General features: G+C 74.1%; 11 protein-coding genes and 2 tRNA genes. 11 read left to right on the plus strand and 2 right to left on the minus strand.

Annotated features, from left to right (window positions below):
* Positions 1 to 63 precede the first annotated feature (63 nt).
* Positions 64 to 1,716, plus strand: a complete 1,653-nt coding sequence (locus OO47_RS02635) for a long-chain fatty acid--CoA ligase (RefSeq protein ID WP_030209374.1) — start codon at positions 64 to 66, stop codon at positions 1,714 to 1,716.
* A 54-nt stretch (positions 1,717 to 1,770) separates the two neighbouring features.
* On the opposite strand, the gene OO47_RS02640 is transcribed toward OO47_RS02635, so the two are convergent.
* Positions 1,771 to 5,679: a PAS domain-containing protein gene (locus tag OO47_RS02640; RefSeq protein WP_030209376.1), complete on the minus strand. Its 3,909-nt coding sequence runs from the start codon at positions 5,677 to 5,679 to the stop codon at positions 1,771 to 1,773.
* 205 nt (positions 5,680 to 5,884) lie between these two features.
* Positions 5,885 to 6,316, minus strand: a complete 432-nt coding sequence (locus OO47_RS02645; RefSeq protein WP_030209380.1) for an SSI family serine proteinase inhibitor — start codon at positions 6,314 to 6,316, stop codon at positions 5,885 to 5,887.
* A gap of 372 nt (positions 6,317 to 6,688) precedes the next feature.
* On the opposite strand from OO47_RS02645, the gene OO47_RS02650 reads away from it, so the two are divergent.
* From OO47_RS02650 to OO47_RS02695, 10 genes are all read left to right on the plus strand, one after another.
* A tRNA-Ser gene (locus tag OO47_RS02650) sits at positions 6,689 to 6,779 on the plus strand.
* A 201-nt stretch (positions 6,780 to 6,980) separates the two neighbouring features.
* Positions 6,981 to 7,053: transfer RNA gene (locus OO47_RS02655), tRNA-Arg, on the plus strand.
* A gap of 209 nt (positions 7,054 to 7,262) precedes the next feature.
* Positions 7,263 to 7,628: a PH domain-containing protein gene (locus OO47_RS02660; RefSeq protein WP_030209382.1), complete on the plus strand. Its 366-nt coding sequence runs from the start codon at positions 7,263 to 7,265 to the stop codon at positions 7,626 to 7,628.
* 127 nt (positions 7,629 to 7,755) lie between these two features.
* Positions 7,756 to 8,580 carry a BRO family protein gene (locus OO47_RS02665; protein ID WP_030209385.1) on the plus strand — a complete coding sequence of 275 codons (825 nt, stop codon included), beginning with the start codon at positions 7,756 to 7,758 and terminating at the stop codon, positions 8,578 to 8,580.
* An 86-nt stretch (positions 8,581 to 8,666) separates the two neighbouring features.
* The gene (locus OO47_RS02670) at positions 8,667 to 9,536 is read left to right on the plus strand and encodes a DUF2797 domain-containing protein (protein WP_030209388.1); all 870 of its coding nucleotides are present in this window, start codon (positions 8,667 to 8,669) and stop codon (positions 9,534 to 9,536) included.
* 75 nt (positions 9,537 to 9,611) lie between these two features.
* Positions 9,612 to 10,658: an amidohydrolase family protein gene (locus tag OO47_RS02675; protein ID WP_078489451.1), complete on the plus strand. Its 1,047-nt coding sequence runs from the start codon at positions 9,612 to 9,614 to the stop codon at positions 10,656 to 10,658.
* 126 nt (positions 10,659 to 10,784) lie between these two features.
* Entirely contained in the window at positions 10,785 to 11,540 is a 756-nt protein-coding gene (locus OO47_RS02680) for a response regulator transcription factor (RefSeq protein ID WP_030209392.1), read from the plus strand.
* 6 nt (positions 11,541 to 11,546) lie between these two features.
* On the plus strand, positions 11,547 to 13,151 hold the full coding sequence (locus OO47_RS02685) for a sensor histidine kinase (protein WP_051715601.1): 1,605 nt from the start codon (positions 11,547 to 11,549) through the stop codon (positions 13,149 to 13,151).
* Positions 13,152 to 13,177: 26 nt separating this feature from the next.
* On the plus strand, positions 13,178 to 14,530 hold the full coding sequence (locus OO47_RS33215; protein ID WP_234323061.1) for a bifunctional glycosyltransferase family 2/GtrA family protein: 1,353 nt from the start codon (positions 13,178 to 13,180) through the stop codon (positions 14,528 to 14,530).
* On the plus strand, positions 14,527 to 16,707 hold the full coding sequence (locus OO47_RS02695; protein ID WP_030209402.1) for an ArnT family glycosyltransferase: 2,181 nt from the start codon (positions 14,527 to 14,529) through the stop codon (positions 16,705 to 16,707). Before OO47_RS33215 ends, OO47_RS02695 begins: the two co-directional genes overlap by 4 nt.
* Positions 16,708 to 16,770: the final 63 nt, after the last annotated feature.

The raw sequence follows: 16,770 nt of genomic DNA on the forward strand, positions 1-16,770 counted from the left end.
TCGGTACGTGCGCAGAATCTCCACACCCTTACTGCCACGTAGCGCCCACCGGGAGGACGCCCCGTGTACAGCACCATGCAGGACGTACAGCTGACCGTGAGCCGCATCCTCGAACACGGGATGAGGATCCACGGAAAGTCCACCATCACCACCTGGACGGGCGAGTCCGAGCCGCAGCGCCGCACATTCGCTGAGACCGGGGCCCGCGCGCACCAGCTGGCCAACGCCCTGCGCGACGAACTCGGCGTCACCGGCGACCAGCGGATCGCCACCCTGATGTGGAACAACGCCGAGCACGTCGAGGCGTACTTCGCGATCCCCTCCATGGGAGCCGTCCTCCACACCCTCAACCTCCGCCTTCCCCCCGAGCAGCTGGTGTGGATCGTCAACCACGCCGCCGACCGGGTCGTGATCGTCAACGGCTCGCTGCTCCCCCTCCTCGCCCCGCTGCTCCCGCACCTGCCGACGATCGAGCACGTCGTCGTCGCGGGCCCCGGCGACCGCTCGGTCCTGGCCGGCGCGGCCCCGCGCGTGCACGACTACGAGGAGCTGATCGCCGGCCGCCCGACCACGTACGACTGGCCGGAACTCGACGAGCGCACGGCCGCCGCCATGTGCTACACCTCCGGCACCACCGGCGACCCGAAGGGCGTCGTCTACTCCCACCGCTCGATCTACCTGCACTCCATGCAGGTGAACATGACCGAGTCGATGGGCCTCACCGCCAAGGACACGACCCTGGTCGTGGTCCCGCAGTTCCACGTGAACGCCTGGGGGCTCCCGCACGCCACCTTCATGACCGGCATCAACATGCTCATGCCGGACCGCTTCCTCCAGCCGGCCCCGCTCGCCGACATGATCGAGCGCGAGCGGCCGACCCACGCCGCCGCCGTCCCCACCATCTGGCAGGGCCTGCTCGCCGAGGTCACCGCCAACCCGCGCGACCTCTCCTCCATGGCCCAGGTCACCATCGGCGGCGCGGCCTGTCCGCCCTCCCTCATGGAGGCGTACGACAAGCTCGGCGTCCGCCTCTGCCACGCCTGGGGCATGACCGAGACCTCCCCGCTCGGCACGATGGCCCACCCGCCGGCCGGCCTCACCGCCGACGAGGAGTGGCCCTACCGCGTCACGCAGGGACGCTTCCCCGCCGGTGTCGAGGCGCGGCTCGTCGGCCCCGGCGGCGAGCACCTGCCCTGGGACGGCGAGTCGGCCGGCGAGCTGGAGGTGCGCGGCACCTGGATCGCGGGCGCGTACTACAACGGCGTCGACGGCGAACCGCTCCGCCCCGAGGACAAGTTCAGCGAGGACGGCTGGCTCAAGACCGGCGACGTCGGCGTGATCAGCCCCGACGGCTTCCTCACCCTCACCGACCGCGCCAAGGACGTCATCAAGTCCGGCGGCGAGTGGATCTCCAGCGTCGAGCTGGAGAACGCGCTGATGGCGCACCCGGAGGTCGCCGAGGCCGCCGTCGTCGCCGTGCCCGACGAGAAGTGGGGCGAGCGCCCGCTCGCGACCGTCGTCCTCAAGGAGGGCTCGACGGCGGACTACGAGACGCTGAAGGCCTTCCTCGCCACCGAGGGCGGCATCGCCAAGTGGCAGCTCCCGGAGCGCTGGGCGGTCGTGCCCGCGGTGCCGAAGACGAGCGTCGGCAAGTTCGACAAGAAGGTCATCCGCAAGCAGTACGCGGAGGGCGAGCTGGACGTGACCCAGCTGTAGGGGCCGGGAAGCGAAGGAGGGGGAGGGCCGACGGCCCTCCCCCTCCCCCGTGTCCTAGTTGGTGCCGATCTTCGCGAGCAGATCGACGATCCGGGCCTGGACCTCGGCGCTGTTCGCGCGCTCGGCCAGGAAGAGGACCGTCTCGCCGGAGGACAGCTTCGGCAGCTCCTCCTCGACCAGGTCGGCCGAGGTGTAGACGACGAGCGGGGTGCGGTTGAGCTGCCCGTTCGCCCGCAGCCAGTCGATGATCCCGGCCCGGCGGCGGCGCACCTGCATCAGGTCCATCACCACCAGGTTCGGCTGCGTCTGCGTGGCGAGCGTGACCGCCTCGGAGTCCGTGGCCGCCCGCGCCACCTGCATCCCGCGCCGCTCCAGGGTGGCCGCGAGCGCCTCCGCGATGTCCTCGTTCTCCTCGATCAGCAGGACCCGGGACGGGTGCTGCTCGCTGTCGCGCGGCGCGAGCGCCTTGAGCAGCACGGCCGGATCGGCGCCGTACGCCGCCTCGCGGGTCGCCTGTCCGAGCCCGGCCGCGAGCAGCACCGGCACCTCGGCGGCGACGGCCGCCTGGCGCAGGGACTGGAGCGCGGTACGGGTGATGGGGCCGGTCAGCGGGTCGACGAAGAGCGCGGCCGGGAAGGCGGCGATCTGCGCGTCGACCTCCTCGCGGGAGTGCACGATCACCGGCCGGTAGCCGCGGTCGCTCAGCGCCTGCTGCGTGGAGACGTCGGGCGCGGGCCAGACGAGCAGCCGGCGCGGGTTGTCGAGGGGTTCCGGGGGCAGCTCGTCGTCCACGGGGAGCGGGGCGGGCCGGTTGGCGACCTCGACCGCGCCGCCGGGGCCGTCGAGCGGCTCGGGACCCTCCGCGGAGCCCGCGGCGGGCGCTCCTATGGCGTACGCCCGGCCTTCGGACGCGGCCTCCGTCTGGGGCCGGGCCTCCGGCTGCGTCTGCGGCTGGGGTTCGGTCCCGGCCGGCGCGGGGAGCGCGGTCGGGGCCGGCGGGTCGACCTCGGGCGGGGTGGCGAGCTTCCGCCGCCGCCCGGAGCCGTTGGAGGGCGCGGTGGGCGGCACCGGAGCCGGGGGCGGGGAGGGGATCGGGCTCGGGCTCGGGCTCGGGCTCGGGCTCGGGGGAGCCTGCACCGACGGTGCCGGGGCCGCTGGAGGGATCGTGCCGGCCGGGGGAGTCGTGGCGGTCGGCGCGGCCGGGGCGACGAAGGGCACGCCCTGGCCGAGGGTCCGGACGCTGAACGCCCGCCCCTGGGTCGACTCCCTCGGCATGGGCAGCTCGGGCGGCAGCGGTACGGAACCGGTCCCGGTCCCGTTGACGGGCTGCGGCTGCGGCTGCGGCTGCGGCTGCGGCTGCGGGGCCGGAGGCGCGACGGCCCGGCGCCGCCCGGTCGGCTCGGCAGGTGCGGGCACAGGACCCGGCGCGGGCAGGGGATCAGAGGCGTCGGGCGCTCGGTCCGGCAGCGGGGCCTGGACGTGGGCGTGGGTATGGGCGTGGGGGTGAGGCTGCGGCGGCGTGTGGTCCGCGCCCGGAACGCCCCGTACAGCCTCGTGCTGCCCCTCGTCGGAGACCGGCGGCGACCCGGCCACGGATGCGGCGGACGATCCGGTCACGGGTCCGGCGGGCGATCCGGTCACGGGTCCGGCGGGCGGCCCGGTCACGGGTCCGGCGGGCGATCCGGTCACGGGTGCGGCCGGCAGGGGCACTTCGCGGTCGGCGTCGGCGGGCGGCAGCGCGAACGGGGTCCGGGGACCGGCCTCCGCCGCGGCCGCCCGCTCCTGCGCGGCGGCCAGCGCGCGCCGGCGGCGCCCGCTCGGCCGCGCAGGAGCCTCCTCGGAGGCGACGGCCGGCAGGGCCAGGGCGGAGGCGGGAGAGGACTCGGGGGCGGTTCCGGCCCCGAGCCCGGGGAGGCCCGAGGGGTCGACGGGAACGCCCTGCGGCGGCACGGCCGCGCCGAGCGCGGCGCGCCCCTGCGCGCCTTCGGCGGCGGTCACGACGGAACCCTCGGCGGGCCGTCCCCGACGGCGCCCGGTGGGCTCCACGGGCGGGACGTCCGGGGCGACGGGCGCGGGAGCGGCGATCGCGTTCTGCTGGGCCGGGATCAGGTCGGCCGCGGTGGTGCCCCCGGTACGGGCACGGCGCCGCCCGCTGGGCTCGGTGCCGCCCGGGGCGTCGCCCCCGGCCGCGACCGCGCTCTCCAGGAAGGCGTCCGTCGAGCCGCGCCGGGCCCGCCGGCGCCCGCCGCCGGGAGCCTCCGCGTCCGGCCCCGCACCCGGAGCGGGAACGGAAGCGGGCGCGGAAGCGGCGGGGACCTCGGAGACCGGGCCCGAAGCCTGCGCGGGCAGTGCGAGGGCCTCCCGGCCGCCCGTCTGCGCGTCGTTCCGGGGCGCGGGCGCCGGGACCGTGCCCCGGCCCGCGCCGACCGGCACTTCGAGGACGTACGCGCCGCCGCTCGTACCCGGCACCTCGTGGGTCTGCACGACGCCGCCGTGCGCCGCCACGATCCCGCGCACGACGGGCCCGTGGACCGGGTCGCCGCCCGCGTACGGGCCGCGGACCTCGATCCGTACGACGTCACCGCGCTGGGCGGCCGCCACGACGATCGTGGAGTCGACGGGCGCGGCGCCCGGGACGGCGGCCCGGTTCCGGCCGGTCGCGTCGACGCCCGCGACGTCCGCGACGAGGTGCGCGAGGGCGGTCGCGAGCCGGGCCGGGTCCACCTCGGCCTCGATGGGCGGGGTGTGCACGGCGAACTGCGCGCGGCCGGGCCCGATCAGCTCGACGGCCCCGTCGATGCCGGCGGACACGACCCCGTCGAGGAGCGTGACGCGCTTGTCGAGTTCCTCCGCGCCCGCGTCGAGGCGCTGGTAGCCCAGGACGTTGTCCACGAGCGCCGTCATCCGGGCGTACCCGGCGGCGAGGTGGTGGAGGACCTGGTTGGCCTCGGGCCACAGCTGCCCGGCGTCGTCGGCGGCCAGGGCGCCGAGCTGGGTGCGCAGCTCCTCCAGGGGACCGCGCAGCGACTCGGCGAGGACGGCCGTCAGCTGCTCGTGGCGGGCGGCGAGCGAGGCGTACCGCTCCTGCTGGGCCTCGCGCTCCGCCGCCGCGCGCTCGGCGCGGTCGGCGAGCTCGGCGGCGTGCTGCTCGGCGAGCTGTTCGTACGGCCTGCGGTCGGTGAAGGTCATCACCGCGCCGACGAGCTGGTCCCCGTCCCGTACCGGAGCGGTCGTCAGGTCGACCGGGACCCGCTCGCCCTTCTTCGTCCACAGGACCTGCCCGCGCACGCGGTGCTTCCGCCCGGACTTGAGGGTGTCCGCGAGCGCCGACTCCTCGTACGGGAAGGGTTCGCCGTCGGCGCGCTTAGCGAGGATCAGGGGGTGCAGCTCCCGGCCGCCGAGCTCGCCGGCGCGGTGGCCGAGGATCTGCGCGGCGGCGGGGTTCACGAGGACGACCCGGCCGTCGGTGTCCGTGCCGACGACGCCCTCGGAGGCGGCGCGCAGGATCATCTCGGTCTGCCGCTGCGAGCGGGCGAGTTCGGCCTCGGTGTCGACGGTGCCGGTGAGATCGCGCACGACCAGCATGAGCAGTTCGTCGCCGGTGTAGCCGCCGTACGAGTCGTACGCCTCGCGGCCGTCCTCCAGGCTGGCGCTGGTCACCTCGACGGGGAACTCGCCGCCGTCGGTGCGGCGGGCGACCATCCGGGTCGGCTTGGTGCGGCCGCGCTCGTCGGCGTTGTCCGGGCGGCGCATGGAGCCGGGGATGAGGCGCGAGTCGAAGTCGGGCAGGAGGTCGAGGAGGCCGCGCCCGACGAGGGCGGTGCCGGGCGTCTCGAACATGCCGAGGGCGATGGTGTTGGCGTTGACGACCGTGCCGTTGCAGTTGACGAGCACGAGGCCGTCGGGGAGGGCGTCGAGTATGGCTGCGAGGCGAGCAGCGCCTCGGGATGGCCTGCTGCTCACGACGACGCTTCCTCCCTGACGCACTGCACGCGCTTGGCCTGTCGACCGGCCGGCCCCATCTTGCCCCTCGGGCCGTGGCCTGTCACTGAAGGGAGTCTAAGGGAGCCTCCGGCCGGCCCTCCCGGACGCCGCCCCCGAGCGCCGTCCCCACACGGCATCTCCGCACGTCATCCCCGGACGTCGCCCCCGGACGCCATCACGCACGTCATCCCCGGACGAGGGGAAGGACGGGCTCCAGATTCTCCCAGCGGTCGATCTCGCAGCCGTTCGCCCGGGAGAAGCGGGCGTCGACCTCGCGCCCCTGCCAGGTGCCGGTCACCCGTGCGAGGACGGGCCCGCCGTACACCTGTGCGCACACCCGGTCCTCGGGGACCGGCCGGAACGGGTCCTCGTCCGCCTCCGCGAGCCGTTCCAGGCGCTCGCAGGCGCGCTCGGCGGCCGGGTGGTCGCCCCCGGGCCGGTCGCCGCACCTCAGCTCGAAGGTGCCGTCGGCCTCGGGATGGCCGCTCCGGGAGACCGCCACGGTCAGGGCGTCGGGCGCCGGCGGGGCGAGCAGCGGCAGCGGCGGCAGGGGGCCGAGACCGGTGGCGCCGGCGGCTGCGGTGGCGAGGGAGGCGAGGGCGATACGGCGCAGCATGCGGATCTCCAGGAGCGCGGGGGCAGGGCGGGTGCGGACGGGTACGGCAGGTGCGACGGTTACGGCGGACTCAGTGGGTACGGCAGGTGCGACGGTTACGGCGGACTCAGTGGGTACGGCGGGTACGGCGGACTCGGTGGGTGCGGTGGGTGCGGTGGGCATGGGCGCATGGCGCGCCCTCCCCGTCTAACGCCCCGGACGCGGCGGCGTTGCGCCGGACGGGGGTGCGCCGGGCGGGCGCGCGGGCTCGTACGCGCGCCGGTGGGCTTTGCCCTGACCCCCGGAGGGCTAGTACGGTGAGAATCGATTGGTGACAGCCGGTTCGCCTGTGTCATCATCTGCACGCACCACCCGCGCATGCGTGAGGTGCATGGAGGCGTCGCCTAGTCCGGTCTATGGCGCCGCACTGCTAATGCGGTTTGGGTCTTAAAGCCCATCGAGGGTTCAAATCCCTCCGCCTCCGCCCCACACCGAAGCCCCGGCCCCACGGCCGGGGCTTCGGTCGTTCCCGGGCCCTGCCCCGTTTCCCCCTCCATGGCGTTTCCGCAGGTCACAAGGGGTGGGGCAATCGGATTTCACATGACGGCGGCAGTCATGTAATGTTCTTCCTGTCGCCGCGAGCGGGTCGAAAGACCGGGGAGCGGAGACGAAAACTGAAGAACAAGCACTCGTAGCTTAACGGATAGAGCATCTGACTACGGATCAGAAGGTTGCAGGTTCGAATCCTGCCGAGTGCACAGAGTCGAGAGGCCCGGACGAGAGTCCGGGCCTCTCGCGTTGTGCGGCGCACGGCAAAGGTCGACCTCGTCGTCACCACGCGCTTGACGGCCTGATCCGCGAGTCCCGTCGACAAGGCGCCGCCCCTCAAGGGAAGGCCGCCGTGCTTCTCGGTGGTGCGGCGGTTAGGGTCGAGTGATCGTTCTTTCGTCGTACAGGGGGTTGGGACATGGCGCTCTTCGGGAACGCACACGCGATCGATCCGGCGCAGGCGCAGCAGGACTTCGCGCGGCTGCTCGGACAGGGGGAGCAGGTGCACGCCGCGTACCTGCTGATACGGGACACGATCTTCTTCACCGACCGGCGGCTCGTGCTGGTCGACAAGCAGGGGATCACCGGCAAGAAGGTCGAGTACCACTCGATCCCGTACCGGAGCATCACCCACTTCGCCGTCGAGACCGCCGGCACCTTCGACCTCGACGCCGAGCTGAAGATCTGGATCTCGGGCAGCCAGCTGCCCGTGCAGAAGACCTTCACCAAGGGGGTCGACATCTACGAGGTGCAGGCGATCCTCACGCAGTTCGTCGCCAGGTAGGCGGTACGGAGCGGAGGGAAGGGCCCGGGGGAATCCTCGGGCCCTTCCCCTTTTGGGTGAACCTGTCTTATCTGCATGTCAGTTGAATATGCCTTCGGACTAGCTTGCGAGACGGAGGTGATGATCGATGGACGCGATCGACATCGATGACGTGGTGCGCGCCGCCACCGGGGAGCGCCTGCGGAGGCTGACCGGGCCGGGCGGGGCCCATTGGTTCCCGGTGGTGGACGTGGCGAAACGGCTGGGGTACGCGGGGACGAGGGAGGCCCTGCGGACGGTGGCGCTGCCCGGGGAGTGCCTGGCGGCCGCGCGGGAGGTCGCCGGCGACGACGCGTACCTGCGCCGGTGCGGGATCCGCGCGTCCACCCGGATGGTGAACCTCCAGGGGCTCGTCCAGCTCGTCGGGGCCTGCCGCAGGCCGGAGGCCGGGCCGTTCCGGGCGTGGGTGGCCGAGGTCGTGGCGTCGGTCCAGCGGTACGGCGGGTACGGCCTCGAACCCTCCCCGGTGCACTCCGGGTTCCTCCTGCCGCCGGAACTGGTCGACGTCCTCGTGCACCTGGAGGGGAGGCTGGACGAGCGGGACCTCGCCCGCGCCGGGCAGGCCGAGTACGCGGAGCTGCTCCGCGAGACCCGGCAGAGCCTCTCAAGGGTCGCCGAATCCCTTGAGCGGCTCGCCGTGCCCCGCCAGCGCACCGGCTCCGCCGTCGTGCTCAGCCCGCGGGAGCTGGTCGACTCCTGGGCCATCACCGGGGACGTGCGGACGGTCGCCGACTGCCTCGCCCCCGGGCTCGTCCGGGGCGGGGTGCGCTACCGGGCCCAGGACGTCACCCGCCGCACCGGCCTCTCCGGCGAGCGCGTCCGCGCCTGCGTACGGCTCCTCCTCGACCGCGGCTGCATGAGGGAGGTCGGCGGGCCCGACCCGGACGGGACCAGGATCTACGTCCTGCCCTGAGTTCCGGACCGGCCCGGCCGGGGCCGGACGCGGGTGGCGGAGACTGGACGTCTGCGGCGTACGGGACGTGGTCGGGAGGCGTGGGCGTGGAGTGGCGGTGCCGGAGGATCACCTGGGACGGCGGGGAGCCGGGGCTGCGGTGGGAGGGCGGGAGGGTCAGCCCGCTCGCGTACGGGAGGCCGCTCGCCTTCCGGGCCGTCGGGGTACGGCGCTGCCCGGGGGCCCGGGGCAATCCCTGCCCCCTGGCGGCCGCCGTTCCCGGCCGGGCCACCGGAGGGCTGTGCCCGGAGTGCGCCCGGCTCGACCGGGCCCACTCGGTCGCGGCCGACACCGTCGCGGACGACCCTCAGCCGTACCGCGTCTACCTGGCCTGGTTCGGGCCCGGCATGACCAAGGTGGGGATCACCGCCGAGGCCCGGGGCGGGGCCCGGCTCCTGGAACAGGGGGCCGTCGCGTTCAGCTGGCTCGGCCGGGGGCCGCTGATGGCCGCCCGGCGCACCGAGGAGGTCCTGCGGCAGGCGCTCGGCGTGCCCGACCGGGTCGCGTACGAGCGGAAGCGAGCCGCCCGGCACGCCCTGCCGCCCGCCGCCGACCGGGCCCGGGAGGTCGAGGAGCTGTACCGGCGGGCCCGGGAGGTCGGAGGCTGGACCGAGACCCTGGAGCCGCTGGAGTTCGCCCCGCACGACCACGCCGGGGCCTTCCGCCTCGACGGGCTGCCGCCGCTCGCCGGCACGGTCACCGAGCTGACCGACGGCGGCACCGTCGCCGGGCGGCTGCTCGCCGCCGCCGGGCCCGACCTGCACCTCCTCGCCCCCGACGGACGCTGCCTCGCCCTCGACACCCGTCTCATGGGCGGTTGGGCCCTCGGGCGGGCCGAGGAGGGCGACGGCTTCTCCGTGCCGGTGGCGCCGGCGGCGGCCGTGGACGACCCGGACGAGCAGGGAGAGCTCTTCTGACGCCACTTCCCAGGAAGGAGCACCGGTACGACAGTTGCAGCGTCCACATCGGCAGGGTCGAACGGAGCCACGGCTATGAGCACGCATGACGGTTCGGGCAGCACGGGCAGTACGGCCACCACGGGCGGTTCGGGCAGCACGGGCAGTACGGCCACCACGGGCGGTTCGGGCAGCGCGGACGGTTCGGCCCCCACGGACGGTTCGGGCCGTAAGGGCAGGGTGGCGGGCGGCGGTGAGGCGGTCGGTGTCACCGACGTTCCCGCGCTCCTCGCGCGGCTCCGCATTCCCGGACTCGTCGACGTGCACACGCACTTCATGCCGCAGAACGTCCTCGACAAGGTCTGGGCCTACTTCGACGCCGTCGGCCCCCTGACCGGCCTGGAGTGGCCCATCACCTACCGCGAGGAGGAGGACCGCAGGCTCGCCCTCCTGCGCGGGTTCGGCGTGCTCGCCTTCACCGCGATGCTCTACCCGCACAAGCCCGGCATGGGCGCCTGGCTGAACTCCTGGGCCGCCGACTTCGCCGCCCGTACCCCCGACTGCCTGCACACCGCGACCTTCTTCCCCGAGCCGGGCGTCGACGGCTACGTCCACCAGGCGCTCGACGCCGGGGCCCGCGTCTTCAAGGTGCACCTCCAGGTCGGGGGGTTCGACCCGAACGACGAGCGGATTGACGGGGCGTGGGGGAGCCTCGCGGACAGCGGCACCCCCGTCGTCGTCCACTGCGGCTCCGGGCCCACCCCGGGGAACTTCACCGGCCCCGGACCCATGGGGCGGTTGCTCGCCCGTCACCCCCGACTGCGCGTGATCGTCGCGCACATGGGGATGCCCGAGTACGGCGACTTCCTCTCCCTGGCCGAGCGGCACGAGGGCGTCCACCTCGACACCACCATGGCGTTCACCGACTTCAGCGAACGGCTGGCGCCCTTCCCCGAGGAGGAGCGCAAGCGGCTGCTCGACCTCGGCGACCGGATCCTCCTCGGCTCGGACTTCCCCAACATCCCGTATCCGTACGCCCATCAGCTCCACGCCCTCGAACGCCTCGGGCTCGGGGAGGACTGGCTCCGGAAGGTGCTGTACGAGAACGGAGCCGCGATGTTTCACGTGAAACCGGCTCGATGAACCACAGAGCGTGCTGTTTCACGTGAAACCGACCCTTGCGGACGTGTGCCGGCGGCGGCCCGTTTCTCAGGGAATTCACAGGAAAGGAAAAGGTGCCCTTCAGCGGCAGCGGTCAGCGTGGGAGGCATGACCGTCACCCCGCACCGCACGGGCAACCGTCCCGGCACCCGTGCCGACATGCTCCGCGCCGACGGAACCGCCGTCCGGGTCCTCGTCGTGGACGACGAGACCTCGCTCACCGAACTGCTCTCCATGGCCCTGCGCTACGAGGGCTGGCAGGTCATGAGCGCCGGGGACGGGGCCTCCGCGCTGCGCTCCGCGCGCGAGTTCCGGCCCGATGCCGTGATCCTCGACATGATGCTGCCCGACGTCGACGGACTGAGCCTGCTCGGCTCGATCCGGCGCGAACTGCCCGACGTACCGGTGCTCTTCCTGACGGCGAAGGACGCCGTGGAGGACCGGATCGCCGGGCTCACGGCGGGTGGCGACGACTATGTGACCAAGCCCTTCAGCCTGGAGGAGGTGGTCGCCCGGTTGCGCGGCCTCATCCGCAGGTCCGGGGCCGCCCAGGCCCGCAGCGAATCGCTGCTCACCGTCGGGGACCTGACCCTCGACGAGGACAGCCACGAGGTCACCCGGGGCGGCGACTCGATCCACCTCACGGCGACCGAGTTCGAGCTGCTGCGCTACCTGATGCGCAATCCGCGCCGGGTGCTCAGCAAGGCGCAGATCCTCGACCGGGTCTGGTCGTACGACTTCGGCGGCCAGGCCAATGTGGTCGAGCTCTACATCTCCTATCTGCGCCGGAAGATCGACGCGGGGCGCTCCCCGATGATCCACACCCGGCGCGGGGCCGGCTACCTCATCAAGCCGGGGGAGTAGCGGCCGGTGACGCGAGGCACGCCACCGGGCCGGGGCGCGCGGCGGCCCTGGTCGCTGCGCACCCGGCTCGTCGTGTCGGCGGTCGCGCTGATCGCGGTCGTCGCGGCCGTCATCGGCACGGTCACGACGATCGCGTTCCGCTCGTACCTGTACGACCAGGCCGACGAGCAGGTCCGGGGGCTCTCCCAGCGGGCCGCCGGGCCGCCGGTCGCCATGCCCGTGCCCGACCCCGGCCGGGGCCGGGAGCCGTTCGCCTTCCTCGGCGGCCCGGGCGCCCCGATAGGGACCCTCGGCGCGGTCCTGACCGACGGGAGGATCACCTCCGCCGGGTACTCGACGGAGGTGGCCGGAGGCAGCGGTACGGACGGGCCGAGGTTCCCCGTCGAGCAGCTGGACACGGAGCAGCGGGCCGCCCTCGCCGCCGTTCCGCGTGACGGCGCACCGCACACCGTGGAGCTGCCCGGCGGCCTCGGCTCCTACCGGGTCGCCTACGCGGAGGGCAGCCGGGGCGCCTTCCTCACCGGCATCCCGCTCACCGAGGTCGACGGAGCCCTCTCCACCCTCGTCCTGGTCGAGCTGAGCGTCACCGGCGCCGGACTCGTCGCGGCCTCGCTCGCCGGGACCGTGCTCGTCGGGGTGGCCCTGCGCCCGCTGCGACGGGTCGCCGCCACCGCCTCCCAGGTCGCCCGGCTCCCGCTGCACAGCGGCGAGGTGGCGCTTCACCAGCGGGTTCCGGAGGCGGAGGCCGATCCGCGCACGGAGGTCGGCCAGGTCGGCGCGGCCCTCAACCGGATGCTCGACCACGTCCACTCGGCCCTCGACGCGCGCCAGCGGAGCGAGACCCGGGTCCGGCAGTTCGTCGCGGACGCCGGCCACGAGCTGCGCACCCCGCTCGCCTCGATCCGGGGGTACGCGGAGCTGACCCGGCGCGGCCACGAGGAGTGCGGGCCCGACACCCGGCACGCGCTCGGCCGGATCGAGTCGGAGGCGATCCGGATGACGGGTCTGGTGGAGGACCTGCTGCTGCTCGCCCGGCTCGACGCCGGACGCCCCCTCGCGGACGAGCCCGTCGACCTCGTCGCCCTGGTCGTGGACTCCGTGAGCGACGCCCGCGCCGCAGGGCCCGGCCACCACTGGAACCTCGAACTCCCCGAGGAGGGAACGGAGGTGCGGGGGGACGGCGCCCGGCTCCAGCAGGTGCTCGTCAACCTCCTCGCCAACGCCCGCACCCACACCCCGCCCGGCACGAAGGTCACCGCCCGCGTCCGCGCGGAGGTGACGGGCGCGCTCGTGGAGGTCGAGGACGACGGGCCCGGCATCCCGGACGCCCTCCTGCCCTCCGTCTTCGAACGGTTCGCGCGCGGCGACGCCTCCCGCTCCCGCACCGCCGGCTCCACCGGCCTCGGCCTCGCGATCGTCCGCGCGGTCGTCCTCGCCCACGGCGGTGAGGTGACGGTGGCGAGCACCCCCGGCCGGACCGTCTTCGCCGTCCGGCTGCCCCTGGAACCCGTCCTCCTGGAACCCGTCCGGCGGATCGGGGCCGGAGAGGTCCTGGACGACGGCCCGCGCGCAGACTCACAGGCGGGGCACAGGCTCGGCACACAGGTGTGACAGGCGCCGCGGCAAGTGTCGGGGGCATGCGAACCCCAACGATCGCGCGGCCCGTGCCCGGCGCCCTGCCCGCCCGGGAGCACCTGCCCGTGGACGTCGCCGGACGGCCCGTCCTGGACGTGGTGATCCCCGTCTACAACGAGGAGAAGGACCTGGAGCCGTGCGTCCGCCGGCTCCACGAGCACCTCTCCCGGACCTTCCCTTACGGCTTCCGCATCACCGTCGCCGACAACGCCTCCACCGACACGACGCCCGCCGTCGCCGCGGCCCTCGCCGAGGAGATGCCCGGCGTGCGCTCCGTACGCCTCGAACAGAAGGGGCGCGGGCGTGCCCTGCGCACGGTCTGGTCGGCGTCGGACGCGCCCGTCCTCGCCTACATGGACGTGGACCTGTCCACCGACCTGAACGCGCTGCTCCCGCTGGTCGCGCCGCTCATCTCCGGCCACTCGGACCTGGCGATCGGCTCCCGGCTCTCCCGCTCCTCGCGGGTGGTGCGCGGCCCGAAGCGGGAGTTCGTCTCCCGCGCGTACAACCTGATCCTGCGCTCCTCGCTCGCGGCCCGGTTCTCGGACGCGCAGTGCGGCTTCAAGGCCATACGGCGCGAGGTCGCCGAGCGGCTGCTCCCGATGGTCGAGGACACCGGCTGGTTCTTCGACACCGAGATGCTGGTCCTCGCCGAGCGGGCCGGCCTGCGCATCCACGAGGTGCCGGTCGACTGGGTCGACGACCCCGACTCGACCGTGCACATCGTGAGGACGGCGACCGACGACCTCAAGGGCGTCTGGCGGGTGGGGCGGGCCCTCGCGACCGGCTCGCTGCCGCTCGACCGGCTCACCCGCCCGTTCGGGGACGACCCCCGGGACCGCGAACTCAGCGGCGTCCCGGGCGGTCTCGCCCGTCAGCTCGTCGGCTTCTGCGCGGTCGGGGTCCTGTCCACGCTGCTCTACCTGGCGCTGTACTCGGCCTTCCGGCTCGGCCTCGGTCCGCAGCTCGCCAACGCCGCCGCGCTCCTCGTCTCGGCCGTCGCCAACACGGCGGCCAACCGGCGCCTCACCTTCGGGGTGCGGGGCCGGGACCGGGCCGTCCGCCACCAGGCGCAGGGGCTCGTGGTCTTCGGTATCGGCCTGGCCCTGACCAGCGGTTCGCTCGCCGCCCTCGGCGCGGCGAGCGGCGACCCGTCGCACTCCACCGAGCTGGCCGTCCTGATCGTCGCCAACCTCGCCGCGACCGTCCTGCGCTTCCTCCTCTTCCGGCTCTGGGTCTTCCCGGAGCGGACCACCGCGCCCACTGCACCCGCTATGTCGACTGCGCCCACCGCGTCCACCGCGTCCACCGCGTCCACCGCGTCCACCGCGTCCACCGCAAGGAACGAACGATGACCGCCCTGAATCCCACGGCGCCCGCCGCCCGGGGGAGCGACCGGCTCGCCCGCTTCTGGCGCGGACGCGCCGAGGACGCCCCCTGGGTCCGCCCCGCCTTCCTCGGTCTGCTGGCCGCGACCGGCGTGCTCTACCTGTGGAACCTGAGCGCCTCCGGCTACGCCAACTCCTTCTACTCCGCCGCCGTGCAGGCCGGTGGCGAGAGCTGGAAGGCCTTCTTCTTCGGCTCCCTCGACGCGGCCAACGCCATCACCGTCGACAAGCCGCCGGCCGCGCTCTGGCCGATGGCGCTCTCCGTCCGCCTCTTCGGCCTGGGCTCCTGGCAGATCCTCGTGCCCGAGGTGCTCATGGGCGTGGCCACGGTCGGCGTCCTGTACGGGGCCGTCCGGCGCCGGTTCGGCGCGGGCGCGGGCCTGATCGCGGGCCTGGTCCTGGCGCTGACGCCGGTCGCCGCCCTGATGTTCCGCTTCAACAACCCGGACGCGCTGCTCGCGCTGCTCATGACGGTCGCCGCGTACGGGGTGCTGCGCGCCCTGGAGGGCGGGCCGGGCGCGGTGAAGTGGCTGGTGGGGGCGGGGGCGGCCTTCGGCTTCGCGTTCCTCGCGAAGACCCTCCAGGCCTTCCTGATCCTGCCGCCGCTCGCCCTCGTGTACGCGGTGTGCGCGCCGGGCGGGCTCGGGCGCCGGGTCCGCGACCTGGCCCTCGCCGGGCTCGCGCTGCTCGTCTCGGCGGGCTGGTGGGTGGCCCTGGTCGAGCTGTGGCCGGCGTCCTCCCGCCCGTACGTCGGAGGCTCGCAGAACAACAGCTTCCTGGAGCTGACCTTCGGCTACAACGGCCTCGGCCGCATCAACGGCAACGAGACCGGCAGCGTGGGCGGCGGCGGAGGTCCCGGTGGGGGCGCGGGCGGTGGCCGGTGGGGCGAGACCGGGATCGGCCGGATGTTCGACGACGCGGTCGGCGGCCAGGTCTCCTGGCTGCTCCCGGCCGCGCTGCTCCTGCTCGTCGCGGGGCTCGTCGTCACCCGGCGGGCGCCCCGGACGGACACCGCGCGCTCGGCGTTCCTGGTGTGGGGCGGCGCGCTCCTGATCACCCTCGCGGTGTTCAGCTTCATGGCCGGCATCTTCCACGAGTACTACACGATCGCCCTGGCCCCGTACGTCGCGGCGCTCGTCGGCATGGGCGCCTCGGTGCTGTGGGAGGAGCGGACCCGGTTCGCGGCCTCGGCGGCGCTCGCGGTGACGGCGGCGGTGACGGCCTGGTGGGCCTGGACGCTGCTCGGCCGTACACCGGACTGGCTGCCGTGGCTGCGCTGGACGGTCCTGGTGGCGGGCCTCGCGGCGGCCCTCGGGCTCCTCGTCGCGGGCCGGGTCGACCGGCGCCTCGGGCTCGCGGCGGCCGGCCTCGGCCTGGCGGCGGGCCTCGCGGGCCCCTTCGCGTACACCCTGGCGACGGTGGACACCGGCCACCAGGGCTCCATCGTGACGGCGGGCCCGGCGGGCGGCCGGGGCCCGGGCGGCTTCGGCGGACGCGTGCCGGGCGGCTTCGGGGGCCGGATGCCGGAGGGCGGCCAGGGCGTCCAGGGCGGCCAGACGCCGGGCGGCTTCGACGGCCAGGGTCAAGGCCAGAACCAAGGCCAGAACCAAGGCCAGGGCCAGGGGCAAGGCCAGAACCGAGCCCAAGGCCAAGGTCAGAGCCAGAGCCGGATGCCCGGCGGCGCCCCGCCCCAGGGAACGCCCCAAGGCATGCCCCAGGGCGCACCCCAAGGCGGCTTCCAGGGCTCGCGCGGCGAACGCCCCGGCTTCGGCGGTGGCGGTGGCATGGGCGGCCTCCTCAACGGCGCGAACGTCGGCGCGGAGGCCGAGGCGGCGCTCCTGAAGGACGCCGGCTCCTACACCTGGGTCGCGGCCACGGTCGGCGCCCAGAACGCGGCCAGCTACCAACTCGCCACGGAGAAGCCGGTCATGGCGATCGGCGGCTTCAACGGCAGCGACCCGTCCCCGACCCTCGCGCAGTTCAAGCAGTACGTCGCCGAGGGGAGGATCCACTACTTCATCGGAAGCGGAGAGGGGAACGGCGGGCCCGGCGGCAACTCCGAGATCTCCACCTGGGTCGCGGCGACCTTCGGGAAGACCACGGTCGGCAGCGCCACCTTCTACAACCTGACCAGGGAGAAGTGACCGGAGAGCACGACCGAAAATAACCGTTGTACAGCGTAAGACAGCCCTTGTACGGTGTACGAG

This window comes from Streptomyces bikiniensis (genome assembly GCF_000716625.1).
Classification (GTDB): domain Bacteria; phylum Actinomycetota; class Actinomycetes; order Streptomycetales; family Streptomycetaceae; genus Streptomyces; species Streptomyces bikiniensis.

What these genes read in the sequence shown, in the direction of transcription:
- OO47_RS02645 (WP_030209380.1), bottom strand. Translation starts at nt 6,316, where the DNA reads ATGCTGCGCCGTATCGCCCTCGCCTCCCTCGCCACCGCAGCCGCCGGC.
- OO47_RS02660 (WP_030209382.1), top strand. Translation starts at nt 7,263, where the DNA reads ATGGCGCTCTTCGGGAACGCACACGCGATCGATCCGGCGCAGGCGCAG.
- OO47_RS02665 (WP_030209385.1), top strand. Translation starts at nt 7,756, where the DNA reads ATGGACGCGATCGACATCGATGACGTGGTGCGCGCCGCCACCGGGGAG.
- OO47_RS02675 (WP_078489451.1), top strand. Translation starts at nt 9,612, where the DNA reads ATGAGCACGCATGACGGTTCGGGCAGCACGGGCAGTACGGCCACCACG.
- OO47_RS02680 (WP_030209392.1), top strand. Translation starts at nt 10,785, where the DNA reads ATGACCGTCACCCCGCACCGCACGGGCAACCGTCCCGGCACCCGTGCC.
- OO47_RS33215 (WP_234323061.1), top strand. Translation starts at nt 13,178, where the DNA reads ATGCGAACCCCAACGATCGCGCGGCCCGTGCCCGGCGCCCTGCCCGCC.
- OO47_RS02695 (WP_030209402.1), top strand. Translation starts at nt 14,527, where the DNA reads ATGACCGCCCTGAATCCCACGGCGCCCGCCGCCCGGGGGAGCGACCGG.